This is a genomic window from Burkholderia sp. RF7-non_BP4 (genome assembly GCF_001521935.1).
GTDB lineage: Bacteria > Pseudomonadota > Gammaproteobacteria > Burkholderiales > Burkholderiaceae > Burkholderia > Burkholderia diffusa.
Genome location: NZ_LOTA01000018.1, coordinates 36,582 through 50,691, shown reverse-complemented (window position 1 = coordinate 50,691; position 14,110 = coordinate 36,582). Strand labels below are relative to the sequence as shown.

Sequence of the window (14,110 nt, the reverse complement as noted above, 5' to 3'; positions counted from 1 at the left end):
TTGGAGGACTGAATGGACGGGAATCCGTTTCTGAAGATACAGGGCCTGGGTCGAGCGCTGATGCTGCCGATCGCGGTGTTGCCGGTCGCCGGCATCCTGCTGCGGCTCGGACAGCCGGACGTGTTCAACATCAAGATGATCGCCGACGCCGGCGGCGCGATCTTCGACAACCTGCCGCTGCTGTTCGCGATCGGCGTGGCGGTCGGTTTCGCGAAGGACAACAACGGCGTGGCGGCGCTCGCGGGCGCGATCGGTTACCTGATCGAAACCGCGATCATGAAGGATATCGATCCCAAGCTGAACATGGGCGTGCTGTCCGGGATCATCGCGGGCGTGGTCGCGGGCTTGCTGTACAACCGCTACAAGGACATCAAGCTGCCGGACTACCTCGCGTTCTTCGGCGGCAAGCGGTTCGTGCCGATCATCACGGGGCTGGTGTGCGTGGTGCTCGGCATCGCGTTCGGGTACGTGTGGCAGCCGATCCAGCATGCGATCGACGCGGCCGGCCAGTGGCTGACGACGGCGGGCGCGATCGGTGCGTTCGTGTTCGGCTTCCTGAACCGCCTGTTGCTCGTCACGGGCCTGCACCACATCATCAACTCGCTCGCGTGGTTCGTGTTCGGCAACTTCACGCCGCCGGCCGGCGGCGAGCTCGTGCACGGCGACCTGCACCGCTTCTTCGCGGGCGATCCGACCGCGGGCACCTTCATGGCCGGCTTCTTCCCGATCATGATGTTCGGCCTGCCGGCCGCGTGTCTCGCGATGCTGCATGAAGCGCCGAAGGAGCGCCGCGCGATGGTCGGCGGCCTGCTGTTCTCGATGGCGCTCACGTCGTTCCTGACCGGGGTGACCGAGCCGATCGAATTCAGCTTCATGTTCCTCGCACCGGTGCTGTATGTGATCCACGCGGTGCTCACGGGGCTGTCGCTCGCGGTCTGCCAGATCCTCGGCGTGAAGCTCGGCTTCACGTTCTCGGCCGGCGCGATCGACTACGTGCTGAACTACGGGCTGTCGACGAAGGGCTGGATCGCGGTGCCGCTCGGTATCGCATACGGCGTCGCGTATTACGGACTGTTCCGCTTCTTCATCCGCAAGTTCAACATGGCGACGCCGGGCCGCGAGCCGGCCTCGGCCGATGCGGCGGCCGAGTCGTACGCATCGGGCGGCTTCGTCGCGCCGGCAGCCGGCGCCGCCGCGGCAGCACCGCGTGCGCAGCGCTACATCGCCGCGCTCGGCGGTGCAGGCAACCTGACGGTCGTCGACGCATGCACGACGCGCCTGCGCCTGACCGTCGTCGATCCGGAGAAGGTGTCGGAGCCGGAACTGAAGTCGATCGGCGCGCGCGGCGTGCTCAAGCGCGGCGGCAACAGCGTGCAGGTGATCATCGGGCCCGAGGCCGACATCATTGCCGACGAGATGCGCTCGGCGATCGGCAGCGGCGCGACCGGTGCCGCCGTGACAGCCACGGCCGCCGCGGCTCAGCCGGTCACGGGCGCAGCCGCCGGTCCGCTCGATCCCGATCCGCTGCGCTGGCTCGCGGTGTTCGGTGGGGCGACCAACGTCGCTTCGCTCGACGCGATCGCGACCACGCGCCTGCGCGTCGTCGTGCGTGACGCATCGGCGGTCGATCGCGATCGACTCGGCGCGCTCGACGTCGCATGGGTGTCGCCGGACACGTTCCACATCGTCTGCGGCAACGCGGCGGCACGCTACGCGGAACAGCTCGGCGCGCGCCTGACGTCGACGGGCGGCGGGGCAGCGCCGCAACCGGCCTGATCCGGCACGATGCGATGAGGTGGGCCCGATCCGCGTGGCGGGTTCGGGCCGCCGGTCGGTAAAACGAAAACGGCTTGCGATACGTTGCAAGCCGTTTTGCTTTGGCGGGGCGTGGGCGCGATGCAATCGTCCGCATCGCGCACCGCTTGCGCGGATCTGCAACCGCTCAATCGTTCACGGGTTCGTCAGCGTGAAGGTCGGCTTCCGGTAGCCGATGCCGGCCCGGTCGAGCTTCGGCAATTCGCGCTGCGTGAGCAGCGTCGCGAAGCCAGCCCAGTCGCGCTGCAGCGCGGCCAGGTCGACGTGATGCGTGTCGCCGCGCTTGAACCGCACGCCGGCCGCATACGGCAGCTCCCAGTCGGCCCGGTGCCACGCGCGTTCGGCGAGCGCGAGCAGCCGCGGATAGGCCATGTATTCGAGGAACGTGTCGTTGCGCATCACCTCGCCCCACGCCTGTCCCTGCATGCCTTCGATGCGCGGCGCGGGGCCGGTGCCCGTCACCTCGAACGCGTTGCCGTCACGATCGCCCATCACTTCGGCGTTCTGCGGCAGGTTCTCGGGCGCGAACGAGAACACCTTGTACTCGTCCGTCGCGTGCGAGCCCCAGTAATAGCCGCGCTCGCGCGGGTTGAGCGTGTACGGGAAGTCGAAGTACAGGTAGTCGGGCAGCGCGAGCACCGTCAGGTAACCCTTGCCGCTCAGGTCGCGTGCGCTGTCCGACGCACCCCAGAAGATCGTGTCCCACAGCGACACCATCACGTGGCGCGTGCTGAAGTCCTGCGGCCCGTTCGCATGCTTGATGCCGTCCTGCCACGCGGCCATCGTGTCGATCCCGTTCGCGTCGACCGCCGCGCTCACCTGTTTCGCGAAACGCGTCGGCAGTTCGTCGATCGATTTGATCTCGCCGCGCTGGAGCAGCGCCGTGCACGCGGGCGAACGCGCCCACGGCTTGTCCTGCGCGGCGACATCGATGCGCCCCTTGTTCGGGTCGGTGCCGTTCAGCGGCTGGAAGCCCCCGCCGAGGAAGATGTTCTTCGCCTCGTCGCCGCCGTAGTGCCAGGTGTGCAGCGGCGCTTGCGCGTCCGCATGCATCGCAGCGATTTCGCGGATCACCTTCGACGCGAAATTGAGCGCGCCCGGCACGCACGGGTTCAGGTCGCTGCGCCGATCGTAGAACTGCACCGTCGTCAGGTTCGTCGTGTCCTGCGGATCGAGCAGCCGATACGCGTTCGCTTCCTGCTCGCGGCCGGCCGCGTGCAGCCGCCGGTAGCGCGCCTCCATCGTCACGACGGCCGCGCGCGCATGCGCGGGCATGTCGATCTCGGGGATGATCCTGACGAAGCGGGCAGCCGCGTAGCGCACGAGCGCCACGTAGTCGTCGCGCGTCAGGTAGCCGCCGCCCGAGCGGTTGTCGGGGCCCGAGCCGAGTTGCGGCAGCAGGCAGCGCGTCTCGCTCGGGTCGTGACAGCGGCGCGAACCGATATCGGTCAGCTCCGGCAGGCCGGGAATCTCGATGCGCCAGCCTTCGTCGTCGGACAGATGCAGGTGCAGGCGGTTGAGCTTATACGCGCTCATTTGGTCGATCAGGCGGCGCAGCGTCGCCGGGTGCTTGAAGTTGCGCGCGAGGTCGACGTGCATCCCGCGATGCGTGAAGCGCGGTGCATCCTCGACGAGCATCGCCGGGATCGGGCCGCCGCCGGCGGGCGCGAGCGAGTAGAGCGTCTGCACGCCGTAGTAGAGGCCCGCGCGATCGTAGCCTTCGATCAGCACGCCGCGCGGCCCGATCGCGAGCCGGTAGCCGCCCGGCACCGCAATGTCGGCCGGCAGCCGGCGCGGTGCGACGGCACCGCGGACCGGCACGCGCGCGCCGTCGAGCCCGAGTGTCGTCGCACGTTCGCGCAGCGCCGCGATTTGCCCATCCGGCAGGTCCGGCAGCGCGAGCTCGACGCCGCGCAGGTCGAGCGTGCCGGGCAGCGGCTGTTCGCGTTTCACGCTCGGCAGTGCGCGGCTCGCGTCGGGGCGTGCCGCCACGGGCGGCGCGTTGCCGGTCGAATTGTTTTGCGCGTCGGCCGGCAGCGATTCGACATAGCGGAGCTCATCGTCGGTGTCGTTGTAGCGGAGCACGGCGGGCGGTGCGCCGTCGACGACGACATACGGGCGCGGAATCACGTCGCTGTAGCGCAGCAGCCAGTATTCGGCGACGAACGGCAGTTCGATGCGTTCGCCGGGCGCGAGCCGCACCGAACCCGGCTGCGGCGTCAGCTCGTACAGGTCGCCGGTGAGCCGCCGCAGTGCGAAGCCTGGACGATCGATCCTTAGCAGCCTGCGGATGCTGTGCAGGTACAGCTTCCAGCCGCCGTCGGCGATCGTCTGGTGGCCGCGGTTCTGCAGGATCAGACGGCCGGTCGCGCAGGCCGCGCCGTCGGCGCCGAGATCGGCGCACGGCACGCCGGCCGCGGCCGCGTGGTTGTTGTCGACGGCGACGCGCAGCGCGAGGCCGTTCGACAGAAGCGTCGCGAGACTGGCCGCTTGCGCGGCCGGTTGTGCGATGCCGGCGGCCGCGACGGCGGCGGTCGGCGTCGGCTGCGCGCCGATCGCGACGGGCGGCAGCGCGGCGATCAACAGGGCGGCAATGAAGGATGGCAAGGTGTGCTTCATTCGAACTCCTGAGAAAAAAGTGGGCGTGGCGGCGTCGTTGGGGGCGACGTCGCCGCGATCGGGTCTTTCAATGGAGCTGCGGGAGATACCCGCGCACGGGGCGATGCGGCCGCACCGCGCGCATTCGGCACGCGGGGGCGTGCGTTACGGAACGGGAGGCGGGCACGCGTGCCGATCGGATCGGCGGGGCGGCGGATGCGTGCTCATCGGCGGCGCACGGCAATCGCCGCGGCAACGATGCGACCGCGGCGGAGTGGGTTCGACCGGCCGCGCACGATCGCAACGGCGGCCGCTGCCGCATACGCATGGCAACTCGGCGCGCGGGCGCGCGCCGGACACGGGATTCGCATGTCTCCCCCACCAGATGGATTCGGCCTGTCGGCGGCCGTGTCCAAAGATCTTATGAAACCTTTGATTGGTATTCAAGTGGTATCAATCTGGCGCTAAATTGGCATCGGGGAATCGCGGGGCCGCCGATGGTACGGACGAAAAAAAACCTCGCGTGACGCGAGGTTCGTTCCGGACGGGAGGGGCGGTGCGAGCCGCCTTCCCGCGTGCGATCAGCCGCGGCGTGCGCGCACCGGCGCTTCCTGCGGCTTCTGCCGCGCTTCGAGCCACATCGCGTTGACGATGCCGAACGACAGCGCGACGCCGATACCGAGAATCCAGCTGAAATACCACATGATTCGACTCCTTGCGAAACGGTGGGCAGGGGCGCGTGCGCGCCCCGGCCGGGTTCAATACATCGAGTGCTTGTTCTCTTCGAGCGACTGATGCGTGACCTTGCCGCGCATCACGCGGTACACCCAGCTCGTGTAGAGCAGGACGATCGGCAGGAACACGATCACCGCGAACAGCATCACCTGCAGCGTCATGTGGCTCGACGTCGAATCCCACACGGTCAGGCTGCTGCGCGGGTCGAGCGACGACGGCATGATGAACGGGAACATCGAGAAGCCTGCGGTCAGGATCACGCCGGTGATCATCAGGCCGGTGCAGAAGAACGCCGTCTTTTCCTGCTTCGAGCCGGCGAGCAGCAGCGCGAGCAGGCCGCCCGCGATCCCGACGACGGGTGCCGCGATCATCCACGGATACTCGCCGTAATTCGCGAGCCACAGGCCCGAGCCGGCGGCGACGTCCTTGAGCAGCGGGTTCGCGACCGTGTCGGTCGGCGCGGCGTGCGTGATGTGGAAGCCGCCGATGGTCGACGCGATCAGCACGCCGGCCAGCACGAACAGCACGACCGCGAGGAGCGCCGACACGCGCAGCGCGATCGACGCGCGGCGTGCGATCACGCCGTCGGTCTTCATCTTGATGAACGCGGCGCCGTGCGCGACGAGCATCGTGAGGCTGACGAGCCCGCAGAGCAGCGCGAACGGGTTCAGCAACGCCCAGAAGCCGCCGTAGTAGGTCACGCGCAGATCGCTGTCGAACTTGAACGGCACGCCCTGCAGCAGGTTGCCGAACGCGACGCCGAACACCAGCGCCGGCACGAAGCCGCCGACGAACAGGCCCCAGTCCCAGCCGGCGCGCCAGCGCGGGTCGGGCCGCTTGCTGCGATAGTCGAAGCCGACCGGCCGGAAGAACAGCGCGAACAGCACGAGCAGCATCGCGAAGTAGAAGCCGGAGAACGACGCGGCATAGACGAGCGGCCAGGCGGCGAACATCGCGCCGCCGGCCGTGATCAGCCACACCTGGTTGCCTTCCCACGTCGCGCCGACCGTGTTGACGATGATGCGGCGTTCCTCGTCGGTCTTGCCGAGGAACGGCAGCAGCGCGGTCGCGCCCATGTCGAAGCCGTCGGTGACGGCGAAGCCGATCAGCAGCACGCCGACGAGCAGCCACCAGATCAGCTTGAGAGTTGCATAGTCCATAGCGATTCCTTGTTCGGTTTCAGGTGCGCGCTCAGGCCGACGCGTGCTCGCCGGCGGCCGCCAGCTCGTGGTGATAGCGGCCGGTATGCAGCGAGGACGGGCCGAGACGCGCGTACTTGAACATCAGCTTGATCTCGATGACGAACAGTGCCGTGTAGAACGCGATGAAACCGGCGAGGCTCAGGTACAGGTCCGTCGACGTCAGGCTGGACGCGGACAGATGCGTCGGCAGGATGCCCGCGATCGTCCACGGCTGGCGGCCGAGCTCGGCGACGACCCAGCCGAATTCCGCGGCGAGCCACGGCAGCGGGATCGCCCACACTGCATAGCGCAGGAACCAGCGGCGGTTGTCCTGCAGCAACTGCCGGCGCGCGCAGAACCAGAATGCGGCGACGAAGGTCGCGAGGAACAGGAAGCCGAGGAACACCATGATCCGGAACGAGAAGAACACGGGCGCGACCGGCGGGATCGTCTTCTTCGCGGCGGCCTTGATCTGCTCCGGCGTCGCATCGACCACGTTCGGCGTGAACTGCTTGAGCATCAGCCCGTAGCCGAGATACTGCTTGTGCTGGTCGAACAGCGCGCGGGTCGCGTCGCTCGTGTCGCCTTCCTTGATCTTCTGCAAGGCGCCGTACGCGACCATCCCGCTCTGGATGTGTTCCTCGCTGTGCTTCGCGAGCTCGCGCAGGCCGATCACCGGTTCGTCGATCGAGCGCGTCGCGATCAGGCCGAGCGCGTACGGGATCTTGATCGCGTAGTCGGTGCGCTCTTCCTTCTGGTTCGGGATGCCGATCAGCGTGAACGATGCCGGTGCCGGCTGGGTTTCCCATTCCGATTCGATCGCGGCGAGCTTCATCTTCTGCACTTCGCCGGTCGTGTAGCCCGATTCGTCGCCGAGCACGATCACGCAGAGCGTCGACGCGAGACCGAAGCCTGCCGCGACCGCGAACGAGCGCAGCGCGAAGTCGGTGTCGCGCTTCTTCAGCAGGTACCACGACGAGATGCCGAGCACGAACATCGCGGCCGTCACGTAGCCGGCCGACACGGTGTGCACGAACTTCACCTGGGCGACCGGGTTGAACAGCACGTCGAACAGGTTCGTCAGCTCCATGCGCATCGTCTGGTAGTTGAACTCGGCGCCGACCGGATTGTTCATCCAGCCGTTCGCGACGAGGATCCAGAGCGCGGACAGGTTCGAACCCAGCGCAACGAGGAACGTGACCAGCAGATGCTTGACCTTCGACAGGCGGTTCCAGCCGAAGAAGAACAGGCCGACGAACGTCGATTCGAGGAAGAACGCCATCAGGCCTTCGACCGCGAGCGGCACGCCGAAGATGTCGCCGACGTAGTGCGAGTAGTACGACCAGTTCGTGCCGAACTGGAATTCGAGCGTGATGCCGGTCGTCACGCCCATCGCGAAGTTGATCCCGAACAACTTGCCCCAGAACTGGGTCATGTCCTTGTAGACCTGTTTGCCGGTCATCACGTAGACGGCTTCCATGATGACGAGCAGCCAGGACAGGCCGAGCGTCAGCGGCACGAACAGGAAGTGGTAGAGCGCCGTGATGCCGAACTGCAGACGCGACAGATCGACGACTTCGCTACTTATCATGGTGGTCTCCCTCGGTAGATGCAGGCGCCGGCACCGAGAGCAGCTTCTCGGCGACGACGGCAGGCGGCAGCGACATGTGCTTGGCCTGCGGATGATTGAAGAATGCGTATTTGAGCGACATCAGGAGGATCAGCTTGACGATCACCACCAGCGTGATGTCGCGCATGAGGGTCGGCCCGCGCGCCCACGCGGCGATGCGTGCGCGCCAGCCGAGCGTGCCGGCGGCCTGCGGGGGAGGCGGCGCAGGCTCTTTATTGATCGAGATCAAGGCGATTATCCTGAATCGATTTACGTGGGTTTTGGGGCGACTCTACGTCGGATTTATGACGGCAGTTAAGCTGTTTTAATCCTTTTAAGCCGACATGCCAATTTTAAAATGCCGGCTTTCCGATGCCGAGTGTTGCGCTGCGGCAGACCGTCGCGAAGCACGTGTCGAAACTTGATGCAGATCAAGGTTATGCGGAAGGGGGCGGAATTCGCCCGATACCCGATCAATAAGGTCGATTAATACGGGGTGATCGAGGCCAAAACATAGACGAAAAAAAACCGCTGCCGGGTGGGCAGCGGTTTTGGGTAAAGCGCTCTAAATCGCGGAGTTACGCGTATTCGGCGAGTGCCGTGCGCATCTTCTTCATGGCGCTCGCTTCGATCTGGCGGATGCGTTCCGCCGATACGCCGAACTCGGCCGCGAGATCGTGCAGCGTCGAGCCGCCCGAGCCGTCGTCGTCGACGTTCAGCCAGCGCGCCTCGATGATCCGGCGGCTGCGTGCGTCGAGTGCCTCGAGCGCCTGCGCGATGCCGTCCGTCTGCAGCGTGTCGCGCTGACGCGCGGCGAGCACGGCGGTCGGCTCGTTGTGCGAATCGGCCAGGTAGGCGATCGGTGCGTACGACTCCTCGCCGTCTTCCACTTGGCCTTCGAGCGCGATGTCGCCGCCCGACAGACGCGTCTCCATCTCGGTCACGTCTTCGCGCTTGACGTTGAGCTCCTGCGCGAGGCCGTCGATTTCCTCGGGCGTCATCGCCTGCATGCTCTTCTTGTGGCTGCGCAGGTTGAAGAACAGCTTGCGCTGGGCCTTCGTCGTCGCGACCTTCACCATCCGCCAGTTGCGCAGGATGTACTCATGGATCTCGGCCTTGATCCAGTGGATCGCATACGACACCAGGCGCACGTTTTGCGCCGGGTCGAAACGTTTCACAGCCTTCATCAGGCCGATGTTGCCTTCCTGGATCAGGTCGCCGTGCGGCAGGCCGTAGCCGAGGTAGTTGCGCGCGATCGACACGACGAGCCGCAGGTGCGACAGCACGAGGCGGCGTGCCGAGTCGAGGTTGTTGTCTTCGCGGAATTCGGTCGCGTACTGGCGTTCCTCTTCGGCGGTCAGGAGCGGGATCCGGTTGACGGCCTGGATGTACGCGTCGATGTTGCCGAGCTGGCCCGACAACATCGATTGAGTCGCGAGCGCCAGCGAGCCTGCCGATTCGGCCTTGGCCGGCGTCGGGCTCAGGGTGTTCGGAAGGGTCAGGGCGTGGCTCACTAAAAAACTCCTTTGGAATCAGGGACAAACCCCTGGTCTCGGATGAGATTCCGGGGCCCATCTTAGCACTCCCGTAATCCGAGTGCTAATTCCTTAGAGGGGGTGCGGGCATCCAAGTTCCCGGTTCTCTATTGAACTTGTCGAGTCGATAGTCTAATTTGCGACCGGACTGGCCGGTGGAAGTTCCGTAAGTTGTTGTTTCTGATAGTAATCAGTAGACGGTTTCGATTTTTGTAGTTTTGGAAGCAAACAATTTCGCTTCGCGATGCCGATTCGAAAAGTCCTTTACCATACCATTCAGTTCGCTCGGGCCCGGCCGTTGCGGCAAGGCTCCATTCAACCCACGAAGTTGGAGTGTCTGATGAACAATAAGAAGAATTGCCGGCCCCGTAGTCGGCTTGCGCTGCATGCGCTGCTGGCGGCGTCGCTGCTGGGCGGATCGGGTGCCGCGTTCGCGGATCGATGGGGAATCCAGGCGGGTGGCGGGTTTTCCGATCGCCACGGGATCGACAAGGCCGATCTCGGCGTCGTGTGGGATCCGGGCTGGAACTGGTGGGAAATCGGCGGCTGGCACTTCGCGTTCGTGATGGAAGGCCATGCCGGCTACTGGCACACGGGAGGCAATGTTCACGGCAGCATCGGCGAATTCGGTGCGACGCCGATGTTCCGCTTCATCAAGAGCGCGGGCCAGGTGCGGCCGTTCATCGAGGCCGGCGCCGGCATCCGCTTCCTGACGTCCCCGACGATCTCCAACAAACTGTCGCTGGCGACGTCGTTCCAGTTCGTGGACGTCGTCGGCGTCGGCGCGCAGTTCGGAGAACGGCAACAGTACCAGCTCGGCTACCGTTTTCAACATGTGTCTAACGCGGGTATCAAAGAGCCGAATCCTGGTATAAATTTCCACCAGTTCTACGTGCAGTACAACTTCTGATCCGCACGCCCGCGCACGGCGGGTGCGTTGCCGAGGAGTCAGGCGATGGCGAAGGTGGTCGATGCGATTCGCGCGCTCGAGCGCGATCGGTTCCGGGCGATGGTCGACGGGGACGGCGAGGCGCTCGAGGCGCAATTGTCGGACAAGGTGTTCTTCGTGCACACCAACGGCAAACGCGAAACCAAGCAGCAGTTCATCGACGCCATCGTCGCCGGCCGCCGCCGCTATCGTCAGATCGAAATCCAGTCGCAGGACCTGCTGCCCGTCGGCGACGCAACCTGCGTCGTCACCGGGCGCGCACTGATCGAGATGGAAACGAACAACGGCGGGCTGGTGTTTCCGATCGCCTATACCGCCGTCCATACCCATGAGCAGGGGCAGTGGCGCCTGCTGGCGTGGCAGGCGACGCGGTGCGCGACCGAGACATGAGCGCGCGTGGCGCTCCTTTTCGTGTCCCGACCGAGGCGGCCTTCTGGGCCGCTTTTCATTGCCCGTGCGACGCGGATTGCGCGGCGCACGGGCGGTCACGCACCGCTCGCTGACGTTCGAACCCCGAAACGAAAATTTGCCGATCAGGCCGCCGCACGGCGGTCGGCGCACTGCCACGCCGAGCGGTTGATCGCGCTGACGACCGCATCGAGTGCGGCGCTCGCCGCATCGGCGTGCACGCCGACGCCATGCCGCAGCGGCGCATCGCCGACCCGGCAGCCGACCGATACCGCAATTCGTCCGTCCGTCGTACGCGCGTGTTCGCACGAGGCGACGTCGATCGTCGCGCCGGCCGCCGTCGCGAAGGCCGCGGCCGTGCGTTGCACGACGTCTTCGGGTGTCGCGCCGGCCGGCGGCGCGCCCGCGATGTCGCGGTTCTGCCAGCGTGCGGCGTCGCCGTGGCGCGCGGCCGGGCCGTCGGTTTCGAAGAATTCGCGGGCGAACAGCGCGCAGATCGCGTCGCCGGTCACTTCCTCGCCGGACGCGTCGGCGAGCGTCTGCACCGCGTGGCTGAATTCGATCTGCACGCGCCGCGTCGGCGTGAAGCCCATCCCGCGTTCGAGCAGGAACGTCGCGCCGCCCTTGCCGGACTGGCTGTTCACGCGAATGACCGCGTCATAGCTGCGACCGAGGTCGGCCGGGTCGATCGGCAGATACGGCACTTCCCACACCGCGTCGGGGCGCTGCTGCGCGAAGCCCTTGCGGATCGCATCCTGGTGCGAGCCCGAGAACGCGGTGAACACGAGGTCGCCCGCGTACGGATGACGCGGATGCACCGGAATCTGGTTGCAGCGCTCGACCACGCGGCGCACCGCGTCGATGTCGGAAAAATCGAGGCCCGGATCGATGCCCTGCGTATAGAGGTTCAGCGCGAGCGTGACGAGGTCGACGTTGCCGGTGCGCTCGCCGTTGCCGAACAGGCAGCCTTCGATGCGGTCGGCGCCCGCGAGCAGCGCGAGTTCCGCGGCCGCGACCGCGGTGCCGCGATCGTTGTGCGGATGCACGGACAGCACGATGCTGTCGCGATACGCGAGGTTGCGGTCCATCCACTCGATCTGGTCGGCGAACACGTTCGGGCTCGCGGCTTCGACGGTCGCCGGCAGGTTGACGATCATCTTGTGATCGCGGGTCGGCCGCCACGCCTGCGCGACCGCGTCGCACACTTCGCGCGCGAACGTCAGCTCGGTCATGCTGAAGGTTTCCGGCGAGTACTGGTAGGTCCAGTGCGTGTCGGGGCGGGCCGCCGCGTGTTCCTTGATGAGTCGCGTGCCCTCGACCGCGAGCGCCTTCACGTCGTCCTTCGACATCCCGAACACGATGCGCCGGAACGACGGGCAGATCGCGTTGTACAGGTGCACGATCGCGCGCGGCACGCCTTCGAGCGCATCGAAGGTGCGCGCGATCAGGTCTTCGCGCGACTGCACGAGCACTTCGATCGTCACGTCGTCGGGAATGCGCTTGTCGTCGATCAGCTTGCGGACGAAATCGAAGTCGGTTTGCGACGCCGACGGAAAACCGACTTCGATTTCCTTGAAACCGATCGCGACCAGCATGTCGAAGAATTCCAGCTTCTGTTCGATGCTCATCGGCTCGATCAGCGACTGGTTGCCGTCGCGCAGGTCGGTGCTCATCCAGACCGGCGCACGCTTGATGGTGCGGGTCGGCCAGCGGCGGCCATTGATGCGGACGGGCTCGAACGGACGGTACTTGTCTTGCGGGTTGCGCTTCATCTTCTGGACCTCGGGTCTCAAGTCGCGAGCGAAGACGGGCGGCATGGGCGACGGGTGGCGCTGCCTCGCACCGTGGCGCGACAAACGCGCTGCGGATGCGGATGATCTTCGCGAATCGGCCGACGGATAGACGGACGAATGCTGACGACTTCGGGTTGTAAAAACTGCGAGAAGGGTGCTGCGAGGAACTGCAGGGAGGGACCGTGCGGACAGCACACGGCGCTAAGACAGCCTTAGGCTAGTCGTAGCGATAGCGACCGCGCTAGGCGGCCGGAGGTAATTCGGAGGGTGTTCGGAAAGGAACGCATGGCGACAACTCTATGCCAGGATGCGTGCGCGTGTCAAATGGTCGGTTGAAAGGCCGGTGCGGCGGCGTGCCGGCCCGGGATGCAGGTCACGGTGCGAGCCGGGCGATTCGTACGATCGTCTCGACCTGCCGCGCAAGCGCGTCGGGTACCGGAATTTCGCCGCGCAACACGGCGTCCGTCCACGCGGCCGTGGTTGCCGCGTCGCGCGATTCGGGCAGCGCGACGGGCGGCGCGTCGCTCGACGAGCGCTCGGGCTCGATCAGCGTGTCGCATACGCCGTCGTGCAGCCAGTCGACCTGCACCTGGCGCCGCGTGTCGGCCACCGCTTCGCCTTCCGTGCCGCGCGCGAGCAGCGCGCCGCCGAGTGCGGCGTCCGGGTGATCGCGGAACAGTTGCGCGAGGCTGTCGCGGTACGGCGGATGCGTGTAGTTGACGAGCCGCAACCCGGCCGGCGCGAACGGCTGCAGGATCTTCACGAGCGTGTGCGTCGAGTTGCGCACGCCGAGCACGCCGCGCAGCGACAGCAGACGCGCGATGCGCGGCGCCAGCGCGGCGATGGGCGCGAACGCGACGCGGCGTTCCGCGAGCATGTCCTCGATCGCGTCGTGCGACGTCGATGGCGGGATCGACAGCGCCGAGAAGATCTCCGCGCTCGTCACGCGGCCCGGATCGCGCTCGACACCGTGCACGAGCACCGGCACGCCTTCTCGCGCGAGCAGCAGTGCGAGCAGCGGCACCAGGTTCGGCTGCTTGCGCGCGCCGTTGTAGCTCGGGATCGACACCGGGCGGAACGCGGCATCCTGCACGTGCACGGGTTCGAACGACGCCTGCGCGGCGGCGAGCATCGCGGCCAGTTCGTCGGCGCTTTCACCCTTCAGACGATAGGCGATCAGGATCGCGCCGAGTTCGAGGTCCGACACGCGCGCGTCCAGCATCGCGCGATAAAGCTCGAACGTGTCTTCGGCGGACAGCGCGCGTGCGCCGTGCGGGCCGCGGCCGATTTCCTTGATGAAGCGGGCGCAAGGGAACGGCGAGGCTGCGGGGTCGAGGGAAGCGGTCATCGGGGCGTGGGGCGGGCGGCCGGCATCGGGCCGCGCGGTGAGCGGTAAGGAATGCCCCGAGTATCGCACGGGCACGGCTGCGCGCGCCGACGCGGCGCGGCGCGCTAAACTCGGGTTCCCGGCGGTGCCGCGTGCGCCG

The 14,110-nt window shown here is 66.6% G+C and carries 11 protein-coding genes; 3 read left to right on the top strand and 8 right to left on the bottom strand.

Features of this window, described 5'->3' with window-relative positions:
* The first annotated feature begins 12 nt into the window (after positions 1-12).
* Positions 13-1,776 carry an N-acetylglucosamine-specific PTS transporter subunit IIBC gene (gene nagE, locus WS49_RS07855; protein WP_059526157.1) on the top strand — a complete coding sequence of 588 codons (1,764 nt, stop codon included), beginning with the start codon at positions 13-15 and terminating at the stop codon, positions 1,774-1,776.
* A gap of 174 nt (positions 1,777-1,950) precedes the next feature.
* On the opposite strand, the gene WS49_RS07850 is transcribed toward nagE, so the two are convergent.
* The 6 genes from WS49_RS07850 to rpoH all read right to left on the bottom strand — a co-directional run bounded on the left by WS49_RS07850 (position 1,951) and on the right by rpoH (position 9,452).
* Positions 1,951-4,434 carry a family 20 glycosylhydrolase gene (locus WS49_RS07850; protein WP_059526151.1) on the bottom strand — a complete coding sequence of 828 codons (2,484 nt, stop codon included), beginning with the start codon at positions 4,432-4,434 and terminating at the stop codon, positions 1,951-1,953.
* Between the two features lie 560 nt (positions 4,435-4,994).
* The gene (gene cydX / locus WS49_RS07845; protein WP_059526148.1) at positions 4,995-5,117 is read right to left on the bottom strand and encodes a cytochrome bd-I oxidase subunit CydX; all 123 of its coding nucleotides are present in this window, start codon (positions 5,115-5,117) and stop codon (positions 4,995-4,997) included.
* 54 nt (positions 5,118-5,171) lie between these two features.
* The gene (gene cydB, locus WS49_RS07840) at positions 5,172-6,308 is read right to left on the bottom strand and encodes a cytochrome d ubiquinol oxidase subunit II (protein ID WP_059526145.1); all 1,137 of its coding nucleotides are present in this window, start codon (positions 6,306-6,308) and stop codon (positions 5,172-5,174) included.
* Positions 6,309-6,339: 31 nt separating this feature from the next.
* Positions 6,340-7,920, bottom strand: a complete 1,581-nt coding sequence (locus WS49_RS07835; RefSeq protein WP_059526141.1) for a cytochrome ubiquinol oxidase subunit I — start codon at positions 7,918-7,920, stop codon at positions 6,340-6,342.
* A complete protein-coding gene (cydP, locus tag WS49_RS07830) occupies positions 7,910-8,188 on the bottom strand; it encodes a cytochrome oxidase putative small subunit CydP (protein ID WP_059526138.1) in 279 nt (92 codons plus the stop codon). Before cydP ends, WS49_RS07835 begins: the two co-directional genes overlap by 11 nt.
* 328 nt (positions 8,189-8,516) lie before the next feature.
* The gene (gene rpoH / locus WS49_RS07825; protein ID WP_059526134.1) at positions 8,517-9,452 is read right to left on the bottom strand and encodes an RNA polymerase sigma factor RpoH; all 936 of its coding nucleotides are present in this window, start codon (positions 9,450-9,452) and stop codon (positions 8,517-8,519) included.
* A 361-nt stretch (positions 9,453-9,813) separates the two neighbouring features.
* On the opposite strand from rpoH, the gene WS49_RS07820 reads away from it, so the two are divergent.
* Positions 9,814-10,383 (top strand): acyloxyacyl hydrolase, encoded by a 570-nt coding sequence (locus WS49_RS07820; RefSeq protein WP_059526132.1) that lies wholly within the window; start codon positions 9,814-9,816, stop codon positions 10,381-10,383.
* A gap of 45 nt (positions 10,384-10,428) precedes the next feature.
* Complete coding sequence (locus WS49_RS07815; RefSeq protein WP_059526129.1) at positions 10,429-10,812, top strand: nuclear transport factor 2 family protein; 384 nt, start codon at positions 10,429-10,431, stop codon at positions 10,810-10,812.
* Positions 10,813-10,955: 143 nt separating this feature from the next.
* Here WS49_RS07815 and leuA read toward each other — a convergent pair whose 3' ends face one another.
* Both leuA and ybiB read right to left on the bottom strand, forming a co-directional pair.
* Positions 10,956-12,602: a 2-isopropylmalate synthase gene (gene leuA, locus WS49_RS07810; RefSeq protein WP_059526126.1), complete on the bottom strand. Its 1,647-nt coding sequence runs from the start codon at positions 12,600-12,602 to the stop codon at positions 10,956-10,958.
* Between the two features lie 394 nt (positions 12,603-12,996).
* Positions 12,997-13,971 carry a DNA-binding protein YbiB gene (gene ybiB, locus WS49_RS07805; protein ID WP_059526292.1) on the bottom strand — a complete coding sequence of 325 codons (975 nt, stop codon included), beginning with the start codon at positions 13,969-13,971 and terminating at the stop codon, positions 12,997-12,999.
* Positions 13,972-14,110: the final 139 nt, after the last annotated feature.